Annotated in this window: 19 protein-coding genes and 1 pseudogene; 14 read left to right on the top strand and 6 right to left on the bottom strand. The window is 61.9% G+C overall.

Annotation, left to right across the window (positions count from 1 at the left end; translation table 11 throughout):
* Nucleotides 1-105: 105 nt before the first annotated feature.
* From N2A41_RS07550 to rpmG, 9 genes are all read left to right on the top strand, one after another.
* Nucleotides 106-1,062, top strand: a complete 957-nt coding sequence (locus N2A41_RS07550) for an aspartate carbamoyltransferase catalytic subunit (protein WP_017963884.1) — start codon at nucleotides 106-108, stop codon at nucleotides 1,060-1,062.
* Nucleotides 1,059-2,348: a dihydroorotase gene (locus tag N2A41_RS07545; RefSeq protein ID WP_260110641.1), complete on the top strand. Its 1,290-nt coding sequence runs from the start codon at nucleotides 1,059-1,061 to the stop codon at nucleotides 2,346-2,348. Before N2A41_RS07550 ends, N2A41_RS07545 begins: the two co-directional genes overlap by 4 nt.
* A 75-nt stretch (nucleotides 2,349-2,423) precedes the next feature.
* Nucleotides 2,424-3,044, top strand: coding sequence for a glycerol-3-phosphate 1-O-acyltransferase PlsY (gene plsY, locus N2A41_RS07540; RefSeq protein ID WP_260110640.1), 621 nt, complete (start codon nucleotides 2,424-2,426; stop codon nucleotides 3,042-3,044).
* Entirely contained in the window at nucleotides 3,044-4,186 is a 1,143-nt protein-coding gene (dprA, locus tag N2A41_RS07535; protein ID WP_170280150.1) for a DNA-processing protein DprA, read from the top strand. The genes plsY and dprA overlap by 1 nt, the downstream gene beginning before the upstream one ends.
* Before the next feature lie 248 nt (nucleotides 4,187-4,434).
* Complete coding sequence (gene topA / locus N2A41_RS07530; protein ID WP_222384784.1) at nucleotides 4,435-7,089, top strand: type I DNA topoisomerase; 2,655 nt, start codon at nucleotides 4,435-4,437, stop codon at nucleotides 7,087-7,089.
* A gap of 1 nt (nucleotide 7,090) precedes the next feature.
* Nucleotides 7,091-9,463 (top strand): ribonuclease R, encoded by a 2,373-nt coding sequence (gene rnr, locus N2A41_RS07525; RefSeq protein ID WP_170256824.1) that lies wholly within the window; start codon nucleotides 7,091-7,093, stop codon nucleotides 9,461-9,463.
* A gap of 19 nt (nucleotides 9,464-9,482) precedes the next feature.
* The gene (locus tag N2A41_RS07520) at nucleotides 9,483-9,935 is read left to right on the top strand and encodes a DUF983 domain-containing protein (RefSeq protein ID WP_260110639.1); all 453 of its coding nucleotides are present in this window, start codon (nucleotides 9,483-9,485) and stop codon (nucleotides 9,933-9,935) included.
* 249 nt (nucleotides 9,936-10,184) lie between these two features.
* A complete protein-coding gene (locus N2A41_RS07515; protein ID WP_260110638.1) occupies nucleotides 10,185-11,369 on the top strand; it encodes an MFS transporter in 1,185 nt (394 codons plus the stop codon).
* Between the two features lie 91 nt (nucleotides 11,370-11,460).
* The gene (gene rpmG / locus N2A41_RS07510; protein ID WP_003547442.1) at nucleotides 11,461-11,628 is read left to right on the top strand and encodes a 50S ribosomal protein L33; all 168 of its coding nucleotides are present in this window, start codon (nucleotides 11,461-11,463) and stop codon (nucleotides 11,626-11,628) included.
* A gap of 742 nt (nucleotides 11,629-12,370) precedes the next feature.
* On the opposite strand, the gene N2A41_RS07505 is transcribed toward rpmG, so the two are convergent.
* Nucleotides 12,371-13,744, bottom strand: coding sequence for a PleD family two-component system response regulator (locus N2A41_RS07505; RefSeq protein ID WP_260110637.1), 1,374 nt, complete (start codon nucleotides 13,742-13,744; stop codon nucleotides 12,371-12,373).
* Between the two features lie 18 nt (nucleotides 13,745-13,762).
* Nucleotides 13,763-14,134 (bottom strand): response regulator, encoded by a 372-nt coding sequence (locus N2A41_RS07500; protein ID WP_003547430.1) that lies wholly within the window; start codon nucleotides 14,132-14,134, stop codon nucleotides 13,763-13,765.
* 132 nt (nucleotides 14,135-14,266) lie between these two features.
* On the opposite strand from N2A41_RS07500, the gene N2A41_RS07495 reads away from it, so the two are divergent.
* Nucleotides 14,267-14,575, top strand: a complete 309-nt coding sequence (locus N2A41_RS07495; protein WP_260110636.1) for a DUF3572 domain-containing protein — start codon at nucleotides 14,267-14,269, stop codon at nucleotides 14,573-14,575.
* A 2-nt stretch (nucleotides 14,576-14,577) separates the two neighbouring features.
* Nucleotides 14,578-15,239 (top strand): annotated as a pseudogene (locus N2A41_RS07490) (hypothetical protein).
* Here the strand turns inward: N2A41_RS07490 and N2A41_RS07485 are convergent.
* A complete protein-coding gene (locus tag N2A41_RS07485) occupies nucleotides 15,214-15,801 on the bottom strand; it encodes a GNAT family N-acetyltransferase (protein ID WP_260110635.1) in 588 nt (195 codons plus the stop codon). The pseudogene N2A41_RS07490 and the gene N2A41_RS07485 sit on opposite strands and share 26 nt — an antisense overlap.
* A 76-nt stretch (nucleotides 15,802-15,877) precedes the next feature.
* On the opposite strand from N2A41_RS07485, the gene N2A41_RS07480 reads away from it, so the two are divergent.
* Nucleotides 15,878-17,170: a DNA polymerase IV gene (locus tag N2A41_RS07480; RefSeq protein ID WP_260110634.1), complete on the top strand. Its 1,293-nt coding sequence runs from the start codon at nucleotides 15,878-15,880 to the stop codon at nucleotides 17,168-17,170.
* A 92-nt stretch (nucleotides 17,171-17,262) separates the two neighbouring features.
* Nucleotides 17,263-18,519: a L,D-transpeptidase family protein gene (locus tag N2A41_RS07475; protein ID WP_260110633.1), complete on the top strand. Its 1,257-nt coding sequence runs from the start codon at nucleotides 17,263-17,265 to the stop codon at nucleotides 18,517-18,519.
* A gap of 74 nt (nucleotides 18,520-18,593) precedes the next feature.
* On the opposite strand, the gene dnaE is transcribed toward N2A41_RS07475, so the two are convergent.
* Nucleotides 18,594-22,088, bottom strand: a complete 3,495-nt coding sequence (gene dnaE / locus N2A41_RS07470) for a DNA polymerase III subunit alpha (protein WP_260110632.1) — start codon at nucleotides 22,086-22,088, stop codon at nucleotides 18,594-18,596.
* Nucleotides 22,089-22,589: 501 nt separating this feature from the next.
* On the opposite strand from dnaE, the gene N2A41_RS07465 reads away from it, so the two are divergent.
* The gene (locus N2A41_RS07465; protein WP_222384775.1) at nucleotides 22,590-23,054 is read left to right on the top strand and encodes a DUF5680 domain-containing protein; all 465 of its coding nucleotides are present in this window, start codon (nucleotides 22,590-22,592) and stop codon (nucleotides 23,052-23,054) included.
* Between the two features lie 233 nt (nucleotides 23,055-23,287).
* On the opposite strand, the gene N2A41_RS07460 is transcribed toward N2A41_RS07465, so the two are convergent.
* Both N2A41_RS07460 and N2A41_RS07455 read right to left on the bottom strand, forming a co-directional pair.
* On the bottom strand, nucleotides 23,288-23,971 hold the full coding sequence (locus tag N2A41_RS07460; RefSeq protein WP_017963867.1) for an ABC transporter ATP-binding protein: 684 nt from the start codon (nucleotides 23,969-23,971) through the stop codon (nucleotides 23,288-23,290).
* A 14-nt stretch (nucleotides 23,972-23,985) separates the two neighbouring features.
* Nucleotides 23,986-25,290, bottom strand: coding sequence for a lipoprotein-releasing ABC transporter permease subunit (locus tag N2A41_RS07455; protein ID WP_260110631.1), 1,305 nt, complete (start codon nucleotides 25,288-25,290; stop codon nucleotides 23,986-23,988).
* Nucleotides 25,291-25,299: the final 9 nt, after the last annotated feature.

The raw sequence follows: 25,299 nt of genomic DNA, 5'->3' as shown, positions 1-25,299 counted from the left end.
ATTCGGGCAAAAATGCATGGGGACATAAGCCTTTGCCCACAGCGCATGCTTGCCCCGGCGGGCCGCACTCTTTATAGACCGCCAGAGACAGCAAGAGGCAGGGTCATGGTCTTTTTCCCCCACCGCCACCTCATCGGCATCAAGGGCCTCACCGAGCAGGATATCACCTATCTTCTCGACAAGGCGGACGAGGCCGTCAAGATCAGCCGCCAGAGAGAAAAGAAGACGTCGACGCTGCGCGGATTGACGCAGATCAACCTCTTCTTCGAGGCATCGACCCGCACGCAGGCCTCCTTCGAGCTTGCCGGCAAGCGGCTCGGCGCCGACGTCATGAACATGTCGGTCGGCAATTCCTCGGTGAAGAAAGGCGAAACGCTGATCGACACGGCGATGACGCTGAATGCGATGCGCCCCGACGTGCTGGTAATCCGCCATTCGAGCGCCGGTGCGGCCGCCCTTCTCGCCCAGAAGGTCTCCTGCTCTGTCGTCAATGCCGGTGATGGGCAGCATGAACATCCGACCCAGGCGCTGCTCGACGCGCTGACGATCCGCCGTGCCAAGGGCAAGCTTTCGCGCATCATCGTGGCGATCTGCGGCGACGTGCTGCATTCGCGGGTGGCGCGCTCCAATATCCTGCTGCTCAATGCGATGGGCGCCCGCGTGCGCGTCGTCGCACCGGCGACCCTCCTGCCCGCCGGCATCGCCGAGATGGGCGTCGAGGTCTTCCATTCGATGCAGGAAGGGCTGAAGGACGCCGACGTCGTGATGATGCTGCGGCTGCAGCGCGAGCGCATGTCCGGCGCCTTTGTGCCTTCGGTGCGCGAATACTTTCACTTCTACGGTCTTGACGCCGAAACGCTGAAAGCGGCGAAGGACGATGCCCTGGTCATGCATCCCGGCCCAATGAACCGCGGCGTCGAGATTGCCTCGGAAGTGGCGGACGGGCCGCAGAGCGTGATCGCCGAACAGGTGGAAATGGGAGTCGCGGTGCGCATGGCTGTGATGGAGACGCTGCTCGTCTCGCAGAACCAGGGTCCCCGAAGCGATGGAATGATGGCATGAGCAACCCGATCGTCCTCAAGAACGTCCGCATCATCGACCCGTCGCGCAATCTCGACGAGGTGGGGACGATCATCGCCGAAAACGGCGTGATTCTCGCCGCCGGCCACAAGGCGCAGAACCAGGGCGCGCCTGATGGCGCCGTCATCCGCGACTGCACGGGCCTTGTCGCGACGCCCGGGCTCGTCGATGCGCGCGTCCATGTCGGCGAACCCGGCGGCGAACACCGTGAGACGATCGCCTCGGCGAGCCGGGCGGCAGCGGCTGGCGGCGTCACCTCGATCATCATGATGCCGGACACCGATCCCATCATCGACGACATCGCGCTCGTCGAATTCGTCAAAAAGACGGCGCGGGATACGGCCGCCGTCAACGTCTATCCGGCAGCCGCCATCACCAAGGGCCTTGCCGGCGAGGAGATGACGGAGATCGGCCTGTTGATGCAGGCAGGCGCCGTCGCGTTTACCGATGCCCATTCCAGCGTCCACGACACGCAGGTGCTGCGCCGGATCATGACCTATGCGCGTGAATTCGGCGCCGTCGTCTGCTGCGAAACGCGCGACAAATATCTCGGCGCCAACGGCGTCATGCATGAGGGGCTTTTCGCCAGCTGGCTCGGGCTTTCCGGCATTCCAAAGGAAGCCGAGCTCATCCCGCTCGAACGCGATCTCAGGATCGCGCAGCTGACCCGCGGCCGTTATCACGCCGCGACGATCTCGGTGCCGGAATCGGTCGAGGCGATCGAGCGCGCCCGCAGCCGCGGCGCCAAGGTCACCTGCGGCATCTCGATCAACAATCTGGCGCTCAACGAAAACGACATCGGCGAATACCGCACCTTTTTCAAGCTCTATCCGCCACTGCGCCCGGAAGATGACAGGGTGGCCATGGCCGACGCCCTTGCCAGCGGCGCGATCGATATCATCGTTTCCTCACACGACCCGCAGGATGTCGATACGAAGCGCCTGCCGTTCGGCGAGGCGGAGGATGGCGCGATTGGCCTTGAAACCATGCTGGCGGCAGCGCTCAGGCTTCACCATGGCGGCCAGGTGAGCCTGATGCGCCTGATCGACGCCATGTCCACCCGCCCCGCGCAAATCTTCGGCCTCGCGGCCGGCACGTTGAAGCCGGGCGCTGCGGCCGATATCGCACTGATCGATCTCGATGAGCCTTGGCTTGTCGCCAAAGACATGCTTCTCTCCCGCTCGAAGAATACGCCGTTCGAGGATGCGCGCTTCAGCGGGCGGGCGGTCGCGACATACGTCTCGGGAAAGGTTGTCCACGCAATTTAGGATCGACCTCACCGTCCATCCCGCAGCGGGAGAAGGCTGACTCGAGGATAGGCCACGGAGGGGCTGAGGGGACATATGTTATCCAATCTCATATCATGGCAGATCACGCTGCCGATCGCGCTTGCTGCCGCCGTTATCGGTTATCTCTTCGGCTCGATCCCGTTCGGCCTGATCCTGACGCGTGCCGCCGGCCTCGGCGACGTGCGCAGCATCGGCTCCGGCAATATCGGCGCGACCAATGTACTCAGAACAGGAAACCGATCGCTCGCCGCGGCGACGCTGCTGCTCGATGCGCTGAAGGCGTCGGCGGCGGCCTGGATCGTCGGTTATTTCCTTGGTGAGGAGGCCGCGATCATCGCCGGCTTCTTCGCCTTCATCGGCCATCTCTTCCCGGCCTGGATCGGCTTCAAGGGTGGCAAGGGTGTCGCCACCTACATCGGCACCCTGCTCGGCGTCGCGCCGATCATGGTCGTGCTCTTCGCCGCCGTCTGGCTGGCGGTCGCCTTCACCACCCGCTACTCCTCGCTATCGGCGCTTGTCGCCATGCTTGTCATTCCGGTTGCGCTGTGGATACTGGGTAACGAAAAGGTTGCGGCTGTCATGGCGATCATGACCCTCATCTCCTACTGGAAGCACAAGGCGAATATTTCCCGCCTGATGAGCGGGACGGAAAGCAAGATCGGGGCAAAGGGATAATGGATGCGCTGAGCGCCGGACCAAAAGGCGTGGTGCTGACCGAACGGCAAAGAATTGCCTGGCTGCGCCTTATCCGTTCCGACAATATCGGCCCTGCCACCTTTCGCGACCTCATCAATCATTTCGGCTCGGCCGAGGCAGCGCTTGCCGCACTGCCGGAGCTTTCGGCGCGTGGCGGCGCCACGCGGGCAATCCGCATCGCCAGCGAGGCCGAGGCGCATCGGGAACTGGAGGCGGCGCATCGCTTCGGCGCCCGCTTCGTCGGCATCGGCGAGCCGGACTACCCGCAAGCGCTGAAGCAGATTGACGGCGCGCCGCCGCTTCTCGCCGTCAAGGGTGCGCTTGCCGCTGCCAAACGCCCGGCCGTCGGCATCGTCGGCTCGCGCAACGCCTCGATCGCGGGCGCGAAATTCGCGGCGATGGTGGCGCGCGACTGCGGCCGGGCTGGATATACCGTGGTCTCCGGCCTGGCGCGCGGCATAGACACTGCCGCCCACCGGGCAAGCCTCGGCACAGGAACGATCGCGGCGCTCGCCGGCGGCCTCGACCAACCTTACCCGCCGGAGAATATCGACCTGCTCGAAGAGATAACCGGCGGCAACGGCTTGGCGGTGAGCGAGATGCCCTTCGGCTGGGAGCCCCGCGCCCGCGACTTCCCGCGCCGGAACCGGCTGATCGCCGGCATCGGCCTCGGCCTCGTCGTCATCGAAGCGGCGGCGCGTTCGGGCTCGCTGATCACCGCACGGCTGGCTGGCGACTTCGGCCGCCTGGTGTTTGCCGTGCCCGGCTCACCGCTCGATCCGCGCTGCCATGGCACCAACGGCCTGCTGAAGGACGGAGCTTCGATCGTCACCGCACCCGCCGATGTCGTCGAGGCCCTGGCGCCGCTTGCGCAATTCGACCTGTTCCCGTCATCGATGGCGGAGGAGCCGGCGCCTGGCGGTAAAGCAATGTCGGTGCCACCAGGCGATTCCGATCGATACCGCATCATCGATGCGCTCGGGCCGACGCCGGTCGAGATCGACGACGTCATCCGCCATACCGGCCTGTCGGCATCCGCGGTCTATCTCATCCTTCTGGAACTCGATATATCAGGCAGGCTGCACCGGCATCAGGGCGGCCTCGTCTCGCTCTCCGATTGAACCTGGGTACGACATCGGATGGCGGCTTTTCGCATTGTCGAACGCTGCGTCGAAAATCTTAGGACATATACTATAATCGTATTTTGCTGGTTTCCGCCCTTTGGTTGCAATAGACACAAGAGGTAAAATTGTAGCAAACCCCTTGACCGCGGCGATTTCCCTGTCCATGTCGGGTGGCCGATATCCATGTTGCGGTGTGTGTCGCGCTGGCTTCAACGCTGGCGTCGTTTCCCTTTTAGAGAATCATCATGAATGTTGTAGTGGTGGAATCGCCTGCCAAGGCCAAGACGATCAATAAGTATCTCGGTCCGGGATACAAAGTGCTCGCCTCCTTCGGCCATGTGCGCGATCTGCCTGCCAAGGATGGCTCAGTTCTTCCTGATCAGGATTTCGAAATGCTTTGGGAGGTCGATAGCGCCTCCGCCAAGCGGATGAAGGACATTGCCGACGCGGTGAAGTCCGCCGATGGCCTGTTTCTCGCGACCGACCCGGATCGCGAAGGCGAAGCGATTTCCTGGCATGTTCTCGACATGCTGAACAAGAAGCGCGTGCTGAACGGTAAACCGGTCAAGCGCGTCGTCTTCAATGCGATCACCAAGAAAGCCGTGCTCGACGCGATGGCCGATCCGCGCGACATCGACGTGCCGCTGGTTGACGCTTATCTCGCCCGCCGCGCGCTCGATTATCTCGTTGGCTTCAATCTTTCGCCGGTGCTGTGGCGCAAGCTGCCCGGCGCGCGTTCGGCCGGCCGCGTTCAGTCAGTGGCGCTTCGCCTGGTCTGCGACCGCGAATCCGAGATCGAGCGCTTCATTTCGGAAGAGTACTGGAACATCTCGGCGCTGCTGAAGACGCCGCGCGGCGACGAGTTCGAGGCAAGACTGGTTTCGGCGAGCGGCAAACGGCTGCAGCCGCGCGCAATCGGCAACGGCGAAGATGCCGGCCGGCTGAAGGCATTGCTCGAAGGCGCGAGCTATGTCGTCGACACGGTCGAGGCGAAACCGGTCAAGCGCAACCCGGGACCGCCGTTTACGACCTCGACGCTGCAGCAGGCGGCCTCCTCCAATCTCGGCTTCTCCGCTTCGCGCACCATGCAAATCGCGCAAAGACTCTATGAGGGCGTCGATATCGGCGGCGAGACGGTTGGTCTCATCACCTATATGCGAACCGACGGCGTGCAGATGGCGCCCGAGGCGATCGATGCTGCGCGTAGCGCCATCGTCGACCAGTTCGGCGAGCGCTACATGCCGGAAAAGCCGCGCCTCTACTCGACCAAGGCGAAGAACGCCCAGGAGGCGCACGAGGCGATCCGGCCGACCGATTTCTATCGTTCGCCCGACCGCGTACGCAAATTCCTCGATGCCGACCAGATCCGACTCTACGAGCTGATCTGGAAGCGCGGCATCGCCAGCCAGATGGCATCGGCCGAGATCGAGCGCACGACGGCTGAAATCACCGCTGACAACAAAGGCGAGAAGGCCGGTCTGCGTGCCGTCGGTTCGGTCATACGCTTCGATGGTTTCATCGCCGCCTATACCGACCAGAAGGAAGATGGCGAGCAAAGCGACGACGGCGACGAGGATGGCCGCCTGCCGGAGATCAATGCGCGCGAGGCGCTCGCCAAGCAGAAGATCAATTCGACGCAGCATTTCACCGAACCGCCGCCGCGTTATTCGGAAGCCTCGCTGATCAAGAAGATGGAAGAGCTCGGCATCGGCCGCCCCTCCACCTATGCCGCGACGCTCGCGACGCTGCGCGACCGCGACTATGTAACGATCGACAAACGCAAGCTGATCCCGCAGGCCAAGGGCCGGCTGGTGACGGCATTCCTCGAGAGCTTCTTCACCAAATATGTCGAATACGACTTCACCGCCGATCTCGAAGAGAAACTTGACCGGATTTCCGCCGGCGAGTTGAACTGGAAGCAGGTGCTGCGCGATTTCTGGAAGGATTTCTTCGCCCAGATCGAGGACACCAAGGAACTTCGCGTCACCAACGTGCTGGATTCGCTGAACGAGGCGCTGGCACCGCTCGTCTTCCCGAAACGAGAGGACGGTAGCGATCCGCGCATCTGTCAGGTCTGCGGCACCGGCAACCTGTCGCTGAAGCTCGGCAAATACGGCGCCTTCGTCGGCTGCTCGAACTATCCGGACTGCAACTACACCCGCCAACTCTCCTCCGAAAACGGCGGAGAAGCGGACGGTGCCGCCCTCAACGAGCCGAAGAACCTCGGCACCGATCCGACGACCGGCGAGGAGCTGACGCTGCGTTCCGGCCGCTTCGGCCCCTATATCCAGCGCGGCGACGGCAAGGAAGCCAAACGCGCTTCGCTGCCGAAGGGCTGGAAGCCTGAGGACATCGATTATGAAAAAGCGATGGCGCTGATCTCGCTACCGCGCGATATCGGCAAACATCCAGAAACCGGCAAGATGATCTCGTCGGGCATCGGCCGCTACGGGCCGTTCCTCCTGCATGACGGTTCCTATGCCAATCTGGAAACCGTCGAAGACGTGTTTTCGGTCGGTCTCAACCGTGCCGTGACTGTTATCGCCGAAAAGGCGAACCAGGCCCCGGGCCGAGGTTCGCGCGGGACACCGGCAGCGCTGAAGACGCTCGGCGATCATCCTGGTGGCGGCGCCATCACCGTTCGCGACGGTAAGTACGGCCCCTATGTCAACTGGGGCAAGGTCAACGCCACGCTGCCGAAGGGCAAGGATCCGCAGGCGATCACCGTCGAAGAGGCGCTTGCGCTGATCGCCGAGAAGGCCGGCAAGACCCCTGCGGGCAAGGCGGCCAAGGCGAAAGCCAAGCCAAAGGCCGCAGCCGCCGAAGCCAAGAGCACCAAGACGGCCGCCAAACCGAAGATAACGAAGGCGAAAGCGCCCGCGAAATCGAAAAAGGGCTGACGTGAGCAGAATACCGCGCGAGAGAACGAACCCTGCGGGCAAGCGCCCGGGCAAGACCGGCCGCGCCGGCAAGGATGCTCCCGCCGTCGAGCCGCTGAACATCGTCCACGGCGCGCTGCCTTCCCGCGAGGTGATCCTGCGCTTCATCGCCGATCATCCGCAGAAAGCGTCCAAGCGTGAACTCGCCAAGGCGTTCGGCCTGAAAGGCGATAGCCGCGTCGAGCTCAAGCAGATGCTGCAGGAGCTCGAGCAGGAAGGCATGCTGCAGAAGAACCGCAAGTCGCTGATCCGGCCCGGTGCGCTGCCGCCCGTCACCGTTCTCGACATCACGACGCGCGACAAGGACGGCGATCTGATCGGCCGGCCGGCAGAGTGGCCGGAGGACCAGGGCGTGGCACCCGCCGTCGCCATCCGCCAGCAATCGCCGGCAGGCCGCCAGGGCAAGGGTAAGGCGCCGGTCGCAGGCCTCGGCGATCGCATCCTGGCGAAGATCTTCCCGGCTGTCGATCGCGGTGGGCCGGCCTATACGGCACGGATCATCAAGGTGATCGACAGGCGCCGCGGCGCCTCGATGGGCGTTTTCCGCACTGCGCCGGGCGGCGGCGGGCGGCTGCTGCCGATCGAACGGCGCGGCGAGGAGATGGTGATCGATCCCGATTTCACCGGCGGCGCCACGGACGGCGATCTGGTCGAAGTCGAAATCGCCCGTCTCGGTCGTTTCGGCCTGCCGCGTGCCAAGGTGCTTTCCATCGTCGGTTCCGTCGGTTCGGAAAAGGCGATCTCGATGATCGCCATCCATGCGCACGGCATCCCGCATGTCTTCCCGCCTGCCGTCATCGCCGAGGCGGAGGCCGCAAAGCCCGCCACCATGTCGCATCGCGAGGACTGGCGCGACGTGCCGCTGATCACCATCGACCCGGCCGATGCCAAGGACCATGACGACGCGGTTTATGCCGAGCTCGATCCCTCGCCCGACAATCCCGGCGGCGTCATCGTCACCGTCGCGATTGCCGACGTCTCCTGGTATGTCCGCCCGAATTCGCCGCTCGACCGCGAGGCGCTGAAGCGCGGCAACTCTGTCTATTTCCCCGATCGTGTCGTGCCGATGCTGCCCGAGCGCATCTCCAACGATCTCTGCTCGCTGAAAGAGGGCGTCGACCGCCCGGCGCTCGCCGTGCGCATGAGCTTTTCCGGCGAAGGCCGCAAGATCGGCCACATCTTTCATCGCATCATGATGAAGAGCGCGGCCAAGCTGTCCTACCAGCAGGCGCAGGCGGCGATCGACGGCAAACCGGACGATCAGACCGGACCGATGCTCGAGCCGATCCTGAAGCCGCTCTGGCACGCCTATGAGGTGATGAAGCGCGGACGCGACCGGCGCCAGCCGCTGGAACTCGACATGCCGGAGCGCAAGATCCTGCTGAAGCCCGACGGCACGGTCGACCGGGTCGTCGTGCCGCCACGGCTCGACGCGCATAAGCTGATCGAGGAGATGATGATCCAGGCGAACGTCTGCGCTGCCGAGACCCTGGAAAAGAAACGTCAGCCGCTGATCTACCGCATTCATGACGGCCCGACGCTTGCCAAGCAGGAGATCCTGCGCGAGTTTCTGGCCACGCTGGGGATCTCGCTTGCCAAGGGCGGCAACATGCGCGCCAACAACTTCAACGGCATCCTGGCGAAGGCGGATGGCACGCCGCATCAGACCATGGTGAGCGAGATGGTGCTGCGTTCGCAGAGCCAGGCGATCTACGGTCCGGAGAATATTGGCCATTTCGGCCTCAACCTGATGAAATACGCCCACTTCACCTCGCCGATCCGCCGTTATGCCGACCTCATCGTGCATCGCGCCCTCGTCGGCTCGCTAGGCTTCGGCGAAGGCGGCATCACGCCCGACGAAGAGGCGGCGCTCGACGATATCGCCGCCGAAATCTCGACCTTCGAGCGCCGAGCCATGGCAGCCGAGCGCGAGACGGTCGACCGGCTCATCGCCCATCACCTCAGCGGCCGGGTCGGCGAGGAATTTGCCGGACGGGTCTCGGGCGTGACAAAATCGGGGCTTTTTGTCGCCCTGCCGGACTATGGTGCCGACGGTTTCGTCCCCATATCTACGCTCGGCACCGATTACTTCATTTACGACGAGGCACATCAAGCGCTCTCGGGTGAACGAACGGGGCTCGGCTATCGCTTGGGCGACAGCGTCACTGTGAAACTTGCCGAAGCGATCCCGCTTGCCGGCGCGCTGCGTTTCGAAATGGTCAGCGAGGGCCGCGAGATGCCGGCGGCAGTGCGCTCCTTCCACAAGGCAGGTCGCCGCGACAGGGGCCAGGTCCGCAAGAAGCCTGGGACAAGGCCGCCACGCGGACGCCACTAGATCCGAAGAGGAACATGCGATGAGCACACCGACCGATCCGGCCCTCCGCTACGGGGACACGCCCGAGGTCGAGCGCCCAGTTGGGCGCTCCATCATGCGCGGGCTGATGAATCGTTGCCCGGCCTGCGGCAGCGGCAAACTCTTTCGCGCCTTCCTGAAGTCGGTTGATCATTGCGCGGCCTGCGGCGAGGCGATGCATCACCAGCGCGCGGACGACCTGCCGCCCTATATCGTCATCCTCGTCCTCGGACACGTCGTGGTCGGCGGCTATATGCTGACCGACATGACCTTCGTGCTGCCGGTCTGGGCCCATTTTGCCATCTGGGCGCCGATCACCGTCATGACAGCGCTCGCCTCGATCCAGCCGATCAAGGGCGGGGTCATCGGCCTGCAATGGGCGCTGCGCATGCACGGCTTCGGTGGCGAGAGTGATGGCCCGGACGATTATGACATTCCCCAACGGCCTGATTGAGCGCCTTCACCTTCCAGACATATTTAACGTGTAGTGCCAGCCCTCCACCGACCCGCCGGGGTAGCCGGCGATCCTCAACGACTTGACAAGGTAAGCTTTTCTTGTCTGAACAAGCTTTACATTCCGCAGGTGGTCACTCACATCGGAAATACTGCGAAACGCTGCCCGTCACCTGGAATTGGCACGCCTGTGTCTTTCTATGCGAGGCGATCGGCCGATTCGCTCGCACAGCTTTCTAAGGATGCATAAATGTCTCAGCCGAGAAACGGCACACCGGGCGATGTCGAAGAAATCCATTGGCCTTCTCTGGTGGCAGCCATCTCGTCCATATCAGCCGTTGGCATAGCAATCGGCCTCGGTCTGCCCCTCCTCAGCATCATCCTCGAAAAACGCGGCATCTCGTCCACCCTGATCGGGCTCAACACGGCGATGGCTGGCGTCGCGGCGATGGCCGCCGCACCGATCACCACCAAGCTTGCCCATAAATACGGCGTGGCGCCGACAATGCTCTGGGCCGTGCTGATTTCGGCGCTGAGCGCGCTCGGTTTCTATTACGCCCAAGATTTCTGGATGTGGTTTCCGCTGCGTTTCGCCTTTCATGGCGCGACGACGACGCTCTTCATCCTCTCCGAATTCTGGATCAACGCCGCTTCGCCGCCGTCCAAGCGCGGTTTCGTGCTCGGCATCTATGCGACGGTGCTTTCCCTCGGCTTCGCCGCCGGACCACTGCTCTTTTCAATCCTCGGCAGCGACGGCATCTTCCCCTTCCTGATCGGCGCCGCCGCCATCCTGCTTGCGGGCATTCCGATCTTCATCGCCCGCGACGAGAGCCCGGTGCTCGAGGAAAAACCGGAACTGCATTTCATGCGCTATGTTTTCCTGGTGCCGACGGCGACGGCGGCGGTCTTCATCTTCGGCGCGGTCGAAGCGGGCGGACTGTCGCTCTTTCCGATCTTTGCCGTGCGCGCCCATTTCACCGAATCGCAGGCCGCACTGCTGCTCACCATGATGGGCGTCGGCAACGTCATTTTTCAGATCCCGCTCGGCCTGCTTTCCGACCGCATCGCCGATAAGCGGCCGCTTCTGGCCGGCATGGCGCTGATGGGCTTCATCGGCTCTATGATGTTGCCGCTACTGCTCGACAATTGGCTGCTGATGGCCGGGCTCCTGCTTTTCTGGGGCGGCTGCGTCTCAGGCCTCTATACGGTCGGCCTCAGCCATCTCGGCTCGCGGTTGACGGGTTCCGATCTTGCGGCGGCCAATGCTGCCTTCGTCTTCTGTTATGCGATGGGAACCGTAGCCGGGCCGCAGGCGATCGGCGCGGCGATCGATGTCGCTGGAAATAACGGTTTTGCCTGGGCGATTGCCGCTTTCTTCGGTCTCTACGCCCTACTTTCCGGCATCAGACTGATGTTCATTCGAAAACGGACTTGACTTTTCGGGCGGGATTCGTAGTTTCGCGCCAGAATTTGCCGTGGAGCCCTCCGGCTTCCACGGCTTTCATTTTCTTAAAGGCAGGACGACCATGGCCAAGGCTACAACAATCAAGATCAAGCTGCTGTCGACAGCCGACACCGGTTTCTTCTACGTCACGACGAAAAACAGCCGTACGATGACGGACAAGATGACGAAGACGAAGTACGACCCGGTTGCAAAGAAGCATGTCGAGTTCAAGGAAACCAAGATCAAGTAATCACTTGGCCTGACGGATTTCAAAAAGCGCGCGCCTTCGGTGCGCGTTTTTTATTGCCAGTTTGTGGTCTTTGAAAAATGATAGCGCAAACAGACAAAACGCCGCCCTTCCATCTTCGGGAAGTGGCGGCGTTTTCTTGAAAGGGGGTCGGCCAGCATGCAAAACGGCACGAGGAACCGCTATAACTTGCCTACTAGCCGACCGACCCCACGACCCAGGAGATGCGGCGGACCTGAGCATCATGGGGTATCGACAACTCCTCACGGGAGCGCTTCTCTTATGAGCCGATAATTTGCGCAAAAATGAAAGAAAATCAACAAATTCTTAATGATGAATTTTCTTATCTTGATTCTATGGTTAAAAGTCCAGATTTGGGACATACAAAGATTGATCGGCTCTGCTTGAGCTTGAAGCGTAGCGCCTCGCCCTTCGAAGAAATTCGACAATATAGCTTAACAACTTACGCCTGCCCTACCCTTACGTGAGGTGACGTCGCCGCAATCTATTTGACACTGTCGGCGGCAGGCATTTTTTATAGTCTCCATTTCACTCTGAGCTACGGCCTGATGCTCGCAAGACTATCGCGTCGCACATCTCCGCAGCAACGCGGCGAGTCCATTTTTGGGCTATTGAGTTGCGAAATTTTCGCCCCGCATTGCCCAGGCGAAGATTAAAAATCGGTAACAATTCGCTTACCGCAGTGGAAAACTCGCAAATGGCACATATGGCGGCAGGTGATTCGTCACGCGGCCGCGGCGACCACACGGTTGCGGCCGGTATTCTTGGCCTCGTAAAGGGCCAGATCCGCCTGTTTCATCAGCTGGCCGGGGGTCAGCACCGACGCAATACGCGAGGCGATGCCGAAGGAAGCAGTGACATTCAGCGCTTCCCCGGAGTGTTTCAGCATGAAGGGAGCGCTTTCGATCGCCGCGCGCAGGCGCTCGGCGACGGCGGCGGCAATTTCCGGCGAGGTGTCGGGCATCACGACGACGAATTCCTCTCCACCGTAGCGGCAGGCGAGATCGGCACCGCGGATGGTCGAACGGACGCGATTTGAAAATTCCCGCAACACCTCGTCGCCGCCGTCATGGCCGTAGGTGTCGTTCACATGCTTGAAGCGGTCGATATCGGTGATCAGCACCGAAAGCGGCCGGCCACGCGCCATCGAACGGTTGAAGAGCACGTTCAGGTGATTGTCGAGATAGCGCCGGTTATAAAGGCCGGTCAGCGGATCGGTCACGGCAAGCTCGATCGTCTGCTTGACGCTGGCGCGCAGCCGGTCGTTGTAGCGCTTGCGGCGGATTTGCGTCAGGCTGCGGGCGACCAGTTCATTGGCATCGACCGGGCGGATGAGGTAGTCATTGACGCCGAGATCGAGTGCGCGCACGACCATGTCGTCAGCGCCCTGCTCGGTGATGATCAGGATCGGCAGGAAGCGCGTGCGCTCCAGAGAGCGCAGCTGTGAGCAGAGGCGAAGCGGATCGTAATCGTCGAAATTGGCGTTGACGATGACGAGATCGAACGCGCTTTCGGCCGCCTCGAAGAGGGCGGCCTGCGGATCTGAGAGGGCAAGCACGTCGGCGACGGGCTTCAACGCCTTGATGATGCGCTCCTGCGAATTGGCGCGGCCGTCGACGAGCAGGACCTGAGCGGTCTCGTCGGCGCGGCCCTCGCCTGCCCGCGTCAGGTCGTCGATACCCATCGTATGGGCGGTTTCGGCGCGAATGCGCAGCTCATCGCTCAACGTCTTCAGCCGCAGCAGACTCTTCACCCGGGAGATCAGTTGCAGATCGTTGACCGGCTTGGTGAGAAAATCGTCGGCGCCGGCCTTCAGGCCTCGTACGCGATCGGTCGGCTGATCGAGCGCGGTGACCATGACGACTGGAATATGGGCGGTCTTCTGGTTGGCCTTCAGCCGTTCGCAGACCTCGAAACCGTCTATGCCGGGCATCATGATGTCGAGCAGGATGAGATCGACCTGGTTGCGCTCGCAGATCGCCAGTGCCGTGTAGCCGTCCGCTGCGGTCATCACGTCGAAGTACTCCGCAAGCAGCCGCGCCTCGAGCAGCTTCACGTTGGCCGGAATATCGTCAACCACCAGTATTCGCGCAGTCATAAGCGTCTTTCCGATGCGTCAGGCATCGCCCAGATAGGTCTTGATCGTCTCGATGAATTTCGGAACCGAGATCGGCTTGGAAACATAGGCCTCGCAGCCGCCCTGGCGGATCCGCTCCTCGTCGCCCTTCATCGCGAAAGCCGTAACGGCGATGACGGGAATCACGTGCAACTCGTCATCTTCCTTCAGCCATTTCGTAACTTCGAGGCCAGAGACCTCGGGAAGCTGAATATCCATAAGGATGAGGTCGGGGCGATGCTTGCGCGCCAGGTCGAGCGCCTCCATGCCGTTTCTGGTCTGGATTGTCGTATAGCCGGACGCCTCGATGAGGTCGCGAAAGAGCTTCATGTTGAGCTCGTTATCTTCTACAATCATCACCTGTTTGGGCATGACATGCTGTCCCTACGTCCGTTCGCGCAGCGGTTCGTCCCATGAGAAAGGCACATGCGGACAAAAGCTGCGTGAAACCGATAGCGCACGCTACCGGTATTTGGTTGAAGAAAAGGTAACTTACCCCGCGAAATGCAAAGCAACTTCAAGACTTCGAAACAACAGGCTGCCGACCCGCACGAGACGGCGATCGCCGTGCTTGGCTGGCTTGCCGGTGATTCCGACATGTTCGGCCGCTTTCTCGCCCTGACGGGTGTGGCGCCCGGCCAGGTGCGCAACGCCGTCAACGATCCGGGATTCCTCGCCGGCATGATGGATTTCCTGATGAACCATGAACCAACGGCGATGGCCTTCTGCGCGGCGAGCGGTATCAGCCCGGAGACGGTGACGGCGGCCTGGCAGCATTTCTCTTCGCCGGGTCTCGATTCCGGAGAGGACTGACCGTGACCTCCGGGGAATTCGACATCTCGCATATCCGCCTCGGCGAGCGGCCGTTGATCGTCTGCGACGTCGACGACGTCGTGCTGCAGTTCATCGGTCCCTTCCAGCTTTTCCTTCAGAGCCAGGGCCACGCGTTTCTGCCGCGATCGTTCCGGCTTCACGGCAACATCGTCTCGCAAGCCGACGGCGTGGAGATCGAGGATCAAGAGGTCAGCCGGCTGATCGAGGAATTCTTCGAGGCCCAAGAACTGTGGCAGACGCCGCTCGATCGCGTCGTCGAAACGCTCGGCCGGTTTTCGGAAGAGGCCGATGTGCTTTTCCTGACAGCCATGCCGCCGCGGTTCCAAGACCAGCGCCGTCGCCTGCTCGACAGGATGGGCCTGCTTTTTCCGCTGCTTGCCACCGAACAACCCTTCACGCATTGCATGCCAGCCGCTCCCTTCCCGTCGTCTTCATCGATGATATGGCGCGCAATCTGCATTCCGTCAGGGATCACGTCGCCGATTGCCTGCTGATTCACCTGATGCCGAACTCGCCCGTCCATCGTTTCGCACCGGCCGCCGCTGACGACATCACGCGCGCCAGCGACTGGACGCATGCGGCCGCTCTCATCGAGGCGCATTTTGTCTCCGGCACTGTCAGGTGCGCAGTTCCAGCCGCATGAGCGGACGGCCGTCCTTGCGCCGTGCCACAGTCTCGAAACCGGCGGCTTCGAAAACTGCGGTCGAGCCGACGCAGAGCGTCACTGATTTCGACTGCTTGACATGATCGATCGGACAGGCTTCGAGCATCCGTGCTCCCTGGCGCCGGGCATGATCGATCGCGCCGGCGAGCAGACGATGGCTCATTCCCTTGCCGCGTAGCTTGGGCAGCAGGAAGAAGCAACTGACGGCCCAAATGGATGGATCATGCGCATCGCCCTCCTCCAGCGGTCGCGAGACGGTGCGCGGCGAATTGAACTGCGGCACGTCATGGCGCGGCCCGACCTGCACCCAGGCGACCGGCGCGCCGTCGGCATAACCGAGGATACCAGGCGGCGGACCCACGTTGATCCTCCCCCGCATATGCGCCTTGCGCTCGTCGGCCGCCATCTTCGTCCTGACTGCATGCGGCAGGCGCAGCGCGACGCACCAGCAATTATAGAAGGCACCCTGCGGCCCGAACACGATTTCGAAATCGTCCCAGCGTTCTGCCGTCACCGGCTCGAAACGAAGATCGTTATCCAAAGGCAAAGCTCCCGCCCTCTCTTGAGACTCGGAAGCATAAGGCGTAACCTCGCGACGTTCAATCTTTGTTCTCATCATGACACCCGCGCCTGACAAGACACCCGGCTTCTGTCGCGACTGCCTTGCCGAGCAGAAAGGCGAGGCGCGCCGTTGCGTTTCCTGCGGCAGCCCGCGCCTCGTGCGCCATCGCGAACTCTACGCATTGACGCTTGCGCATATCGATTGCGACGCCTTCTACGCCGCGGTGGAGAAACGCGACAATCCGAAGCTTGCCGACAAGCCTGTCATCATCGGCGGCGGCAAACGCGGTGTGGTTTCCACCGCCTGCTATATCGCCCGTATCCACGGCGTGCGTTCGGCCATGCCGATGTTCAAGGCGCTGGAGGCCTGCCCTGAGGCGATTGTCATCCCTCCCGATATGGAAAAATATGTCCGGGTCGGGCGGCAGGTGCGCGCAATGATGCAGGATCTGACGCCGCTGGTGCAGCCGCTGTCGATCGACGAGGCCTTCCTGGAGCTCGGCGGCACCGAGAGGCTGCATCACGATCCGCCAGCGCGCACGCTGGCCAAATTTGCCCGTCGCATCGAAAGGGAGATCGGCATCACCGTTTCGGTAGGGCTTTCCTATTGCAAATTTCTCGCCAAGGTCGCCTCCGATCTGCAGAAGCCGCGCGGCTTTTCCGTCGTCGGCCGCGAGGAAGCGGTCGAGTTCCTGGCACCGCGTCCCGTCACTACGATCTGGGGCGTCGGCAAGGCCTTTGCGGCAACGCTGGAGGCGGACGGCATCCGCACCATCAGCCAATTGCAGCAGATGGAGGAAAACGATCTGATGCGCCGCTATGGCAGCATCGGCCAACGGCTCGCGCGGCTGTCGCGCGGCATCGACGACCGCGAAGTGCATCTCAATGATGCCGCCAAGAGCGTGTCGTCCGAGACCACCTTCTTCGATGACATCTCGCGTTATGACGATCTGGTGCCGATCCTGCGCAACCTCTCCGAAAAGGTCTCCTGGCGGCTGAAGAAAAACGGCATTGCCGGCCAGACCGTGGTTCTGAAGATGAAGAGCGCCGATTTCAAATCGCGCACCCGCAACCGCAAGCTCGAAGACCCGACCCAGCTTGCCGACAAGATCTTCCGCACCGGGCTCGAGCTTCTCGAAAAAGAGACTGACGGTACGAAGTTCCGCCTGATCGGCATCGGCGTCACCGATCTCGGCGATGCCGCCCGCGCCGATCCGCCCGATCTCATCGACCAGCAATCGGGCCGGCGAGCGGCGGCCGAAGCGGCGATGGACAAGCTGCGCGACAAGTTCGGCAAGAAAACGGTCGAGACGGGCTATACCTTCGGCAGCGGCAAGCGCGATCACTAACGCGTGAGGGCAGCCGGCGATCCGGCCTATAAAATCTTCCTTAAACTTCGTCTCATAATGTGCCGGGCAAGTATTGCGTATGGTTGGGTTTCATGTTCTCGCGTCTCGTCTTCGGCCTCGGCTTGCTGTCGGCCACCGCACTCGTGCACCCCGCTCTTGCCGCGGATGCGCGCACGCTGCAGATCATCGTTTCCAAGGATAAGCAGTCGCTTGTGGTCTATGACGGCACCGAGGTCGTCGCGGCCTCGAAGGTCTCGACCGGCAAGGACGGCCACACGACGCCAAGCGGCATCTTCTCGGTGCTGGAAAAGCAGAAATATCACGAATCCAATCTCTATTCGGCGGCGCCGATGCCGTTCATGCAAAGGCTGACCTGGTCCGGCATCGCGCTGCACGAATCCAATTCGGTGCCGCGTTATCCGGCCTCGCATGGCTGCGTGCGCATGCCCAGCGCCTTCGCAAAAATGCTCTATGGGATGACCGATCCCGGTGTCCCCGTCATTATCAGCGACGGTGAACTGGTGCCGCAACCGATCGATCATCCGACTCTTTTCCATCCGGATGCACCGGCGGCGATGCCGCTACTTTCGGATGTGGAACTGCGGCCCTCCATGCCCGACAGCCCTGAGAAGCCGGTGCAGGTGGCGATGAACGATACCGCTGCGATGCCGATGCCGGCAGTGCAGCCGATTGCAGCGCCCGAACCCAAGCCGCCGTCCGAGCCGATCAGCATGCTGATTACGCGCCGGACGTTGCGCGAGACGGTGATTGACATCCAGAGCCTGCTCAACCAGCTCGGTTTTTCCGCTGGCAATCCGGACGGCTTGCTCGGTTCGTCGACCATGCAGGCGATCAAGGCTTTCAAGACGCTACGGCCGGCGGAATTTGCCGGCGACAGGAGCCTGGTCTCCGACACGCTCCTCAGAGAAGTCTATGCCGCGGCTGGCAAGGGCGAGCCGCCGAACGGCGTCATCATGGTGCGGCAGGCCTTCAAGCCGATCTTCGAAGCGCCGGTGACGATCGCCGATCCGAGACTGGCGCTCGGCACACATTTCTTCACGCTGCATGCGGTCGATGAAAAGGCCGGCACCGCCGACTGGCTCGGTATCACGCTCGAGAACAATCTCTCGCGGGAGACTATGAAACGGCTCGGCATCACCAATCAGGAAAGCTCGATCGTCACAGGCGAGCCGATCGCTCGATCGCTCAGCCGAATTACCATCCCCGACGAGACCCGCCGCCAGATCGACGCCCTCGTCGCGCCCGGCTCGACGCTGACGATCTCCGATACCGGCCTCGGCCGAGAGACCGGCGAAGGCACGGATTTCATCACGATCACCCGCGGATGATGGCCATCACGCTCTTTGTTTTATGCATGTCGTTATCCCGGAACCGCTGCACACTTCCGAGGCACATACATTAATCAGACAAGCTCGACGTCGACGACGCCGGGGGCGGCGCGAAGGGCGGCGGCGATCTCCGGCGTGATGCGGTATTTCTCCGGCAGCGCCACCTCCACCTCGCGTTTGCCCTCTTCCTTGATGACGATGAAGGAAACGAGGCCATCGCCCTTGGCGTTCAAATGGCCGGCAACCATTCCCAGCGGTCCGGAATCGCGGACATAAACGCGTAGCGCCTTCTGCATCTGCAGCGACTTTTCCTCCAGCGACTGGATCGTCTGGATGCGCAGGCCAATGCCCTCCGGCCGCTCCTCGCCGGTCGCAGTCAGCACGAAGGATTTTCCAGACTCAAGCACGTCGCGATACTGGTTCAGCATTTCCGAAAACAGCACCGCTTCGAACTGGCCCGAAGAATCGGAGAAGACGATGATGCCCATCTTGTTGCCGGTGCGGGTCTTGCGCTCCTGCTTCGAGATGACGGTACCGGCAAGGCGCGCATTGGCCGCGCCCTGTTTGATGGCGGCGGAAAATTCGGCAAAGGTCTGCACCCGCATCTTCTGCAGGATATTGTTGTAGGAATCGAGCGGGTGGGCTGTGAGATAGAAGCCCAGCACCTGGAACTCCTTGAGCAGCCGCTCGGAGGGGAGCCAGGGCGAGAACGGCGGCAGTGAGATTTTCTCAGGCCCCGACGTCAACGTACTGCCGAAGATGTCCGACTGGCCGCTCAGCTTGTTCTCCTGGGCGCGTTGGGCATAACCGAGAATGCGATCAAGGCCGGCTGCTAGCTGGGCGCGGTCCATGTCGAAACAATCGAAGGCGCCGGCATAGATCAGGCTTTCGAGCACGCGACGATTGACCTGACGCGGATCGATGCGCAGGCAGAAGTCCTCGATGCTCGCAAAGGGCTTGTCGCCACGCACCTCGACAATATGGTCGACGGCGGATTCGCCGACGCCCTTGAGGGCGGCGAGCGCGTAGTAGATGCGGTTGTCGCCGGTCTCGAAATGACGGAAGGAGCTCTGCACCGAGGGTGCGATCACCTCGATGCCGAGGCGCTTAGCATCCTGACGGAAATCATTGACCTTTTCCGTGTTGGACATGTCGAGCGTCATCGAAGCGGCCAGGAATTCGACCGGGTAGTGCGCCTTCATGTAGGCCGTCTGGTAAGAGACAATGGCATAAGCGGCGGCATGCGATTTGTTGAAGCCGTAATTGGCGAACTTCGCCAGCAGTTCGAAGATATTGTCGGCCTGCGGCTTCGATACGCCGTTCCTGACGGCGCCAACGACGAAGCGCTCGCGTTGCTGGTCCATCTCGGCCTTGATCTTCTTACCCATGGCGCGGCGCAGAAGGTCGGCCTCCCCCAGCGAATAGCCTGATAGAACCTGGGCGATCTGCATCACCTGTTCCTGATAGACGATGACCCCTTGCGTTTCCTTGAGCAGGTGGTCGATCATCGGATGGATCGATTCCAGCTCTTCGTCGCCGTGCTTGCGAGCATTGTAGGTCGGGATGTTCTCCATCGGGCCTGGACGATAGAGCGCCACCAGCGCGATGATGTCCTCGATGCAGTCCGGCTTCATGCCGATCAACGCCTTGCGCATGCCGGCACTTTCCACCTGGAACACACCGACCGTCTCGCCGCGCGACAGCATCTCGTAAGTCTTCTTATCGTCGAGAGGAATGGCCGCGAGATCGACCTTGACGCCGAGCTTGGCGACGAAATCGACCGCGACCTTCAGCACCGTCAGGGTCTTCAGGCCGAGGAAGTCGAATTTGACCAAGCCTGCCTGCTCGACCCATTTCATGTTGAACTGAGTAACCGGCATATCGGAGCGCGGATCGCGATACATCGGCACCAGCTTGGAAAGCGGCCGGTCGCCGATGACGATGCCGGCGGCATGGGTCGAGGCGTGGCGGTATAGCCCCTCGATCTTCTGGGCGATGTCGAGCAGGCGCGCGACAACAGGTTCCTTCGCCGCCTCCTCCTGCAGCTTCGGCTCCTCCTCGATCGCTTTGGACAGCGGCGTCGGATTGGCGGGGTTGTTCGGCACGAGTTTGCAGATCTTGTCGACCTGGCCGTAGGGCATCTCAAGCACGCGGCCGACGTCGCGAAGGGCGGCACGTGCCTGCAGCGAACCGAAGGTGATGATCTGCGCCACCTGCTCACGGCCATATTTGGCCTGGACGTAGCGGATCACCTCTTCGCGGCGGTCCTGGCAGAAGTCGATGTCGAAGTCCGGCATCGAGACGCGTTCCGGATTGAGGAAGCGCTCGAAGAGCAGCGAAAAACGCAAGGGATCGACGTCGGTGATCGTCAAGGCATAGGCGACCAGCGAACCGGCGCCCGAACCACGGCCGGGGCCGACCGGAATGTCATGCTGCTTGGCCCATTTGATGAAGTCGGCAACGATCAGGAAGTAGCCGGGAAAACGCATGCGCTCGATGACGCTGAGTTCGAAATCCAGCCGTTCGCGATAATCCTTTTCCTCGTAACCCGGCGACATGCCGAGCGTCGCAAGCCGCATGTCCAGCCCTTCGACCGCTTGGCGGCGCAGCTCGCTCGCCTCGGCGCGTTCGGCCTCCTCGGCATCGTTGGTCGCACCGGTGAAGCGCGGCAGGATCGGCTTTCGCGTCTTCAGCACGAAGGAGCAGCGCCTGGCGATCTCGATGGTATTTTCAAGCGCTTCCGGCAGGTCGGCGAAGAGCTTGGCCATTTCGGCCCGGCTCTTCAGATAGTGATCCGGCGTCAGGCGAAAGCGGCTGTCGTCGGAGACGATGGCGTTGTGCGCGACCGCCATCAGCGCATCATGGGCGTCGTAATCGTCGCGCGTCGGGAAGAACGCCTCGTTGGTCGCAACCAGCGGCAGGTCGTGAGCATAGGCGAGCCCGATAATCTTCTGCTCGTGCCGCTTGTCGTAAGTGCCGTGCCGCTGCAGTTCGACATAGAGCCGGTCGCCGAAGAGACGCTTCAGCGTGAGCAGCCGGGCTTCCGCCTGAGCGGGATGGCCCTCCTTGATCGCCACGTCGACTGGCCCGGTCAGGGCGCCGCTCAATGCGATCAGCCCTTCCGTGCCTGCCTCCTCCAGCCAGGAGGTGCTGATATGAACAGCCTGGTTGCTCTCGCCGCCGAGATAGGCCCGGCTGACGAGATCGACCAGCCGTTCGTAACCGGCATCCGTCGCAGCGAGAAGAACGATCGCCGGCAGCTTGACCAGAGCCTGCTGACCGCCGCGCTTTTCGGTTTCCAGCCCGTCTTCCATGTCGATCGAGACCTGGCAGCCGATGATCGGCTGCAGGCCGTCCTCCATCGCCTTCTGGGAGAATTCGAGGGCGACGAACAGATTGTTAGTGTCGGTAATCGCAATCGCCGGCTGGCTGTCGCCGGTCGCCTTGTAGAGGATCTTCTTCAGCGGCAGAGCGCCCTCGAGAAGCGAATAGGCGGAATGGACCCTCAGGTGGATGAAGCCCGGCGTGCCGGCCGCCTCACCCGTTGAACCCTTTGCCGTATCCGCCATGACATGCCTTCCCAATCACCCGAATGAATCGGACGCATTGTCGGGCATAAAGGGCGATGATGTCCAGAAGAAGTCCCGCGTCCGGACCGCATGATTGCCATGCGATCCCCTGAAAACTTTAGAACGCCATGACGATGAGCGAGAAGCTGGCAACGAACATTGCGATGGAGGTGAATGCTGCGATATCACGGATCATGTCAGTCACCGGGCTCTCCTTTACTCGTTATGTTTTCAGTTTGTTCTATGTATGTTCTGTTGTCAACAGGAATCTTTTCCTTCTTTCTTGTGTTGGAAAAATGCCGGGATGTGCACCTGTGAATCGCTGCGAGCCAGCGCCCAATGTGACGGCTAGCAGGTTTCCCCTTCTCGGCCCGTCCCGGATCCTCACGGCGCCTAGACGGCCAGCCTCCTCGGCCGTCCGTCTAATTCCGGCCATCGTTCCCTTTTTGTTCTTTACACTTCGCAGCGTATTTGCCAGCATCTAGCGGAGAGGAGAATGGCATGTTGGATATTGCGATGCTGAACGCATTCGTGGTGGAGGCGAAGGCTGCAACCTATGTCGGCGGCGGCGTGGCGCGCCCGCCCTGCCGGCCAAGCTCCCACGACATCGGTTACGAACGCGGCAACTGGCGCTATCTCGACAGCTATTTCGGCGGCACCGATTTCGCCGGACAGGAAGTGGTATGGTTTGCCGACGAGCCCGTCTGGGCGATGAATTATTTCGGCTGCGTCATTGCGCCTGATCTCATCAACGGCGCAGCAGCCGGAACGGTGATCAAGGCGGCCCTTTCGGCGATGTATCGAGAGGGCCGGTTTCTCGGCGGAATGGAATTCGACCATCCGTTCGGCCGCTATATCGATCGCAGCGAAGGCGACTGCGCGCGGTTCGCCGGGCACGAATGCATCATGGTCTACGGCCAGAAGCCCTATATGCTCGACTATCGCGGCGGACTGATCATCCCTTGATCGCTGCCCACTGCTGTTCTGTCAAAAGTGCATATTGTCCGGCCAGGAGGTCGACGAGATCAGCCCCTCATCCGGCTGCCGCCACCTTCTCCCCGCTCGCGGGGCGAAGGGACATGCCGCAACGGCTTTCCCTACCCTCGACGCTGCGTTTGGCACGTCCCCTCGCCCCGTTTTTTACGGGGAGAGGGTGAGGGGCAGCCATCGGCGCAAACCGGACACCGTGAGCCGCAGTCTCAGAAATCGACGATCTTGCCGTCGGAGATCGTCACGCGCCGATCCATGCGGCGGGCGAGCTCGTGATTATGGGTGGCGATAAGAGCCGCAAGGCCGGACTGGCGCACCAGCGCTTCCAGCGCGTCGAAGACATAGCTTGCCGTCTCAGGGTCGAGATTGCCGGTCGGCTCGTCGGCAAGAAGCAGGGTCGGCGCATTGGCGACGGCGCGGGCAATCGCAACCCGCTGCTGCTCGCCGCCGGAAAGCTCGCCCGGGCGATGCGAGCCGCGATGGCCGATGCGCATATAATCGAGAAGCTGGCCGGCCCGCTCTCCGGCCTCCTTCCAAGACAGCCCGGCGATCAGCTGCGGCATCATGATATTTTCGAGCGCCGAGAATTCCGGCAGCAAGTGGTGGAACTGGTAGACGAAGCCGATTTCGCTGCGGCGGATTGCGGTGCGTTTCTCATCGCTCAAGCCGTCACAGGCATGGCCGTTGATGTTGACTTCACCGCCGTCCGGATGCTCCAACAGGCCGGCGACATGCAGCAGTGTCGACTTGCCGGTACCGGAAGGGGCGACGAGAGCGACAATCTCCCCCTTCGATATCGAAAAGTCCGCGCCCTTGAGGATCGAGAGCAGCGTACCGCCCTGCCCATAATGGCGCTCGACGCCGGTAAGCTTGAGAACGACGTTGCGTTTCATGAAGGCGGCATTCCTTATTCGTAGCGCAGGGCCTGCACCGGATCGAGCCTGGAGGCTCGCCAGGCCGGGAAGATGGTCGCGATGAAGGAGAGCGTCAGCGCCATGACGACGATCGAGATCGTTTCGCTGAGATCCATCTCGGCCGGCAGTTGGCTGAGGAAATAGACCTGCGGACTGAAGAGCACGGTGCCCGAAATCCAGGAGAAGAACTGGCGGACGGATTCGATGTTGACGCAGACGAGAACACCGAGCAGCACACCGGCAATGGTGCCGACGATGCCGATGGCCGCTCCGGTCATGAAGAAGATGCGCATGATCGCGCCGGCGCTGGCACCCATGGTGCGCAGGATGGCAATATCGCTGCCCTTGTCCTTCACCAGCATGATGAGACCGGAGATGATATTCAGCGCCGCGACAAGCACGATCAGTGTCAGGATCATGAACATGACGTTGCGCTCGACCTGCAGCGCCGAGAAAAAGGTCTGGTTGCGCTGGCGCCAGTCGGTGATGGCAATCTGGCGGCCGGCCGCCTCCTCCACCTTGGGCTTCAGATTGTCGATATCGTCGGGGTGGTCGACGAAGAGCTCGATCGACTGCACCAGTCCCTCGGCATTGAAATAGAGCTGCGCTTCCTCGAGCGGCATGAAGATGATCGAGGAATCATATTCCGACATGCCGATCTCGAAAAGGCCGGAAATCTTGTAGGACTTGATGCGCGGGCTGACGCCCATCGGCGTAATGTCACCATCTGGCGACGTCAGCGTAATGAGGTCGCCGACGCGCAGACCGAGTTGGTCGGCCATGCGGGTGCCGATCAGGACGCCGTCGCCGGAGGCATACCCCACCATGTCGCCGGATTTGATGTTGTCGGAGATCGTCTTGAGCTTGGTCAGGTCCTCGGCGCGGGCGCCGCGCACCAGAGCGCCGGTGCTGCCGCCGGCCTGGGAGGAGGCGAGCACCTGGCCTTCCACCAGGGGCAGCGCCATCTTGACGCCGGGCACGGCGGCGAGCTTGCCGCTGAGAGCGGGATAATCGGTGAAGGGGCCGTCGACCGGCTGGACGATCATGTGGCCATTAATGCCGAGGATGCGCGATACGAGCTCGGTTCGGAAGCCGTTCATGACGGCCATGACGATGATCAGTGTCGCAACGCCCAGCATGATGCCGACGAAGGAGAAGCCGGCGATCACCGAGATGAAGGCCTCCTTGCGGCGGGCGCGCAGATAACGCCACGCCACGAGTCGTTCGAAGGTGGAAAATGGCTTGCCAGCCGGACCCAAGCCGGATTTTGAACTCCGGTCCACTGCTGCCTCTGCCATTTCGCCTCC

This window comes from Rhizobium sp. SRDI969, assembly GCF_025152725.1.
GTDB classification, from domain to species: domain Bacteria; phylum Pseudomonadota; class Alphaproteobacteria; order Rhizobiales; family Rhizobiaceae; genus Rhizobium; species Rhizobium leguminosarum_I.
This window is presented reverse-complemented; position numbering and strand designations above follow the sequence as displayed.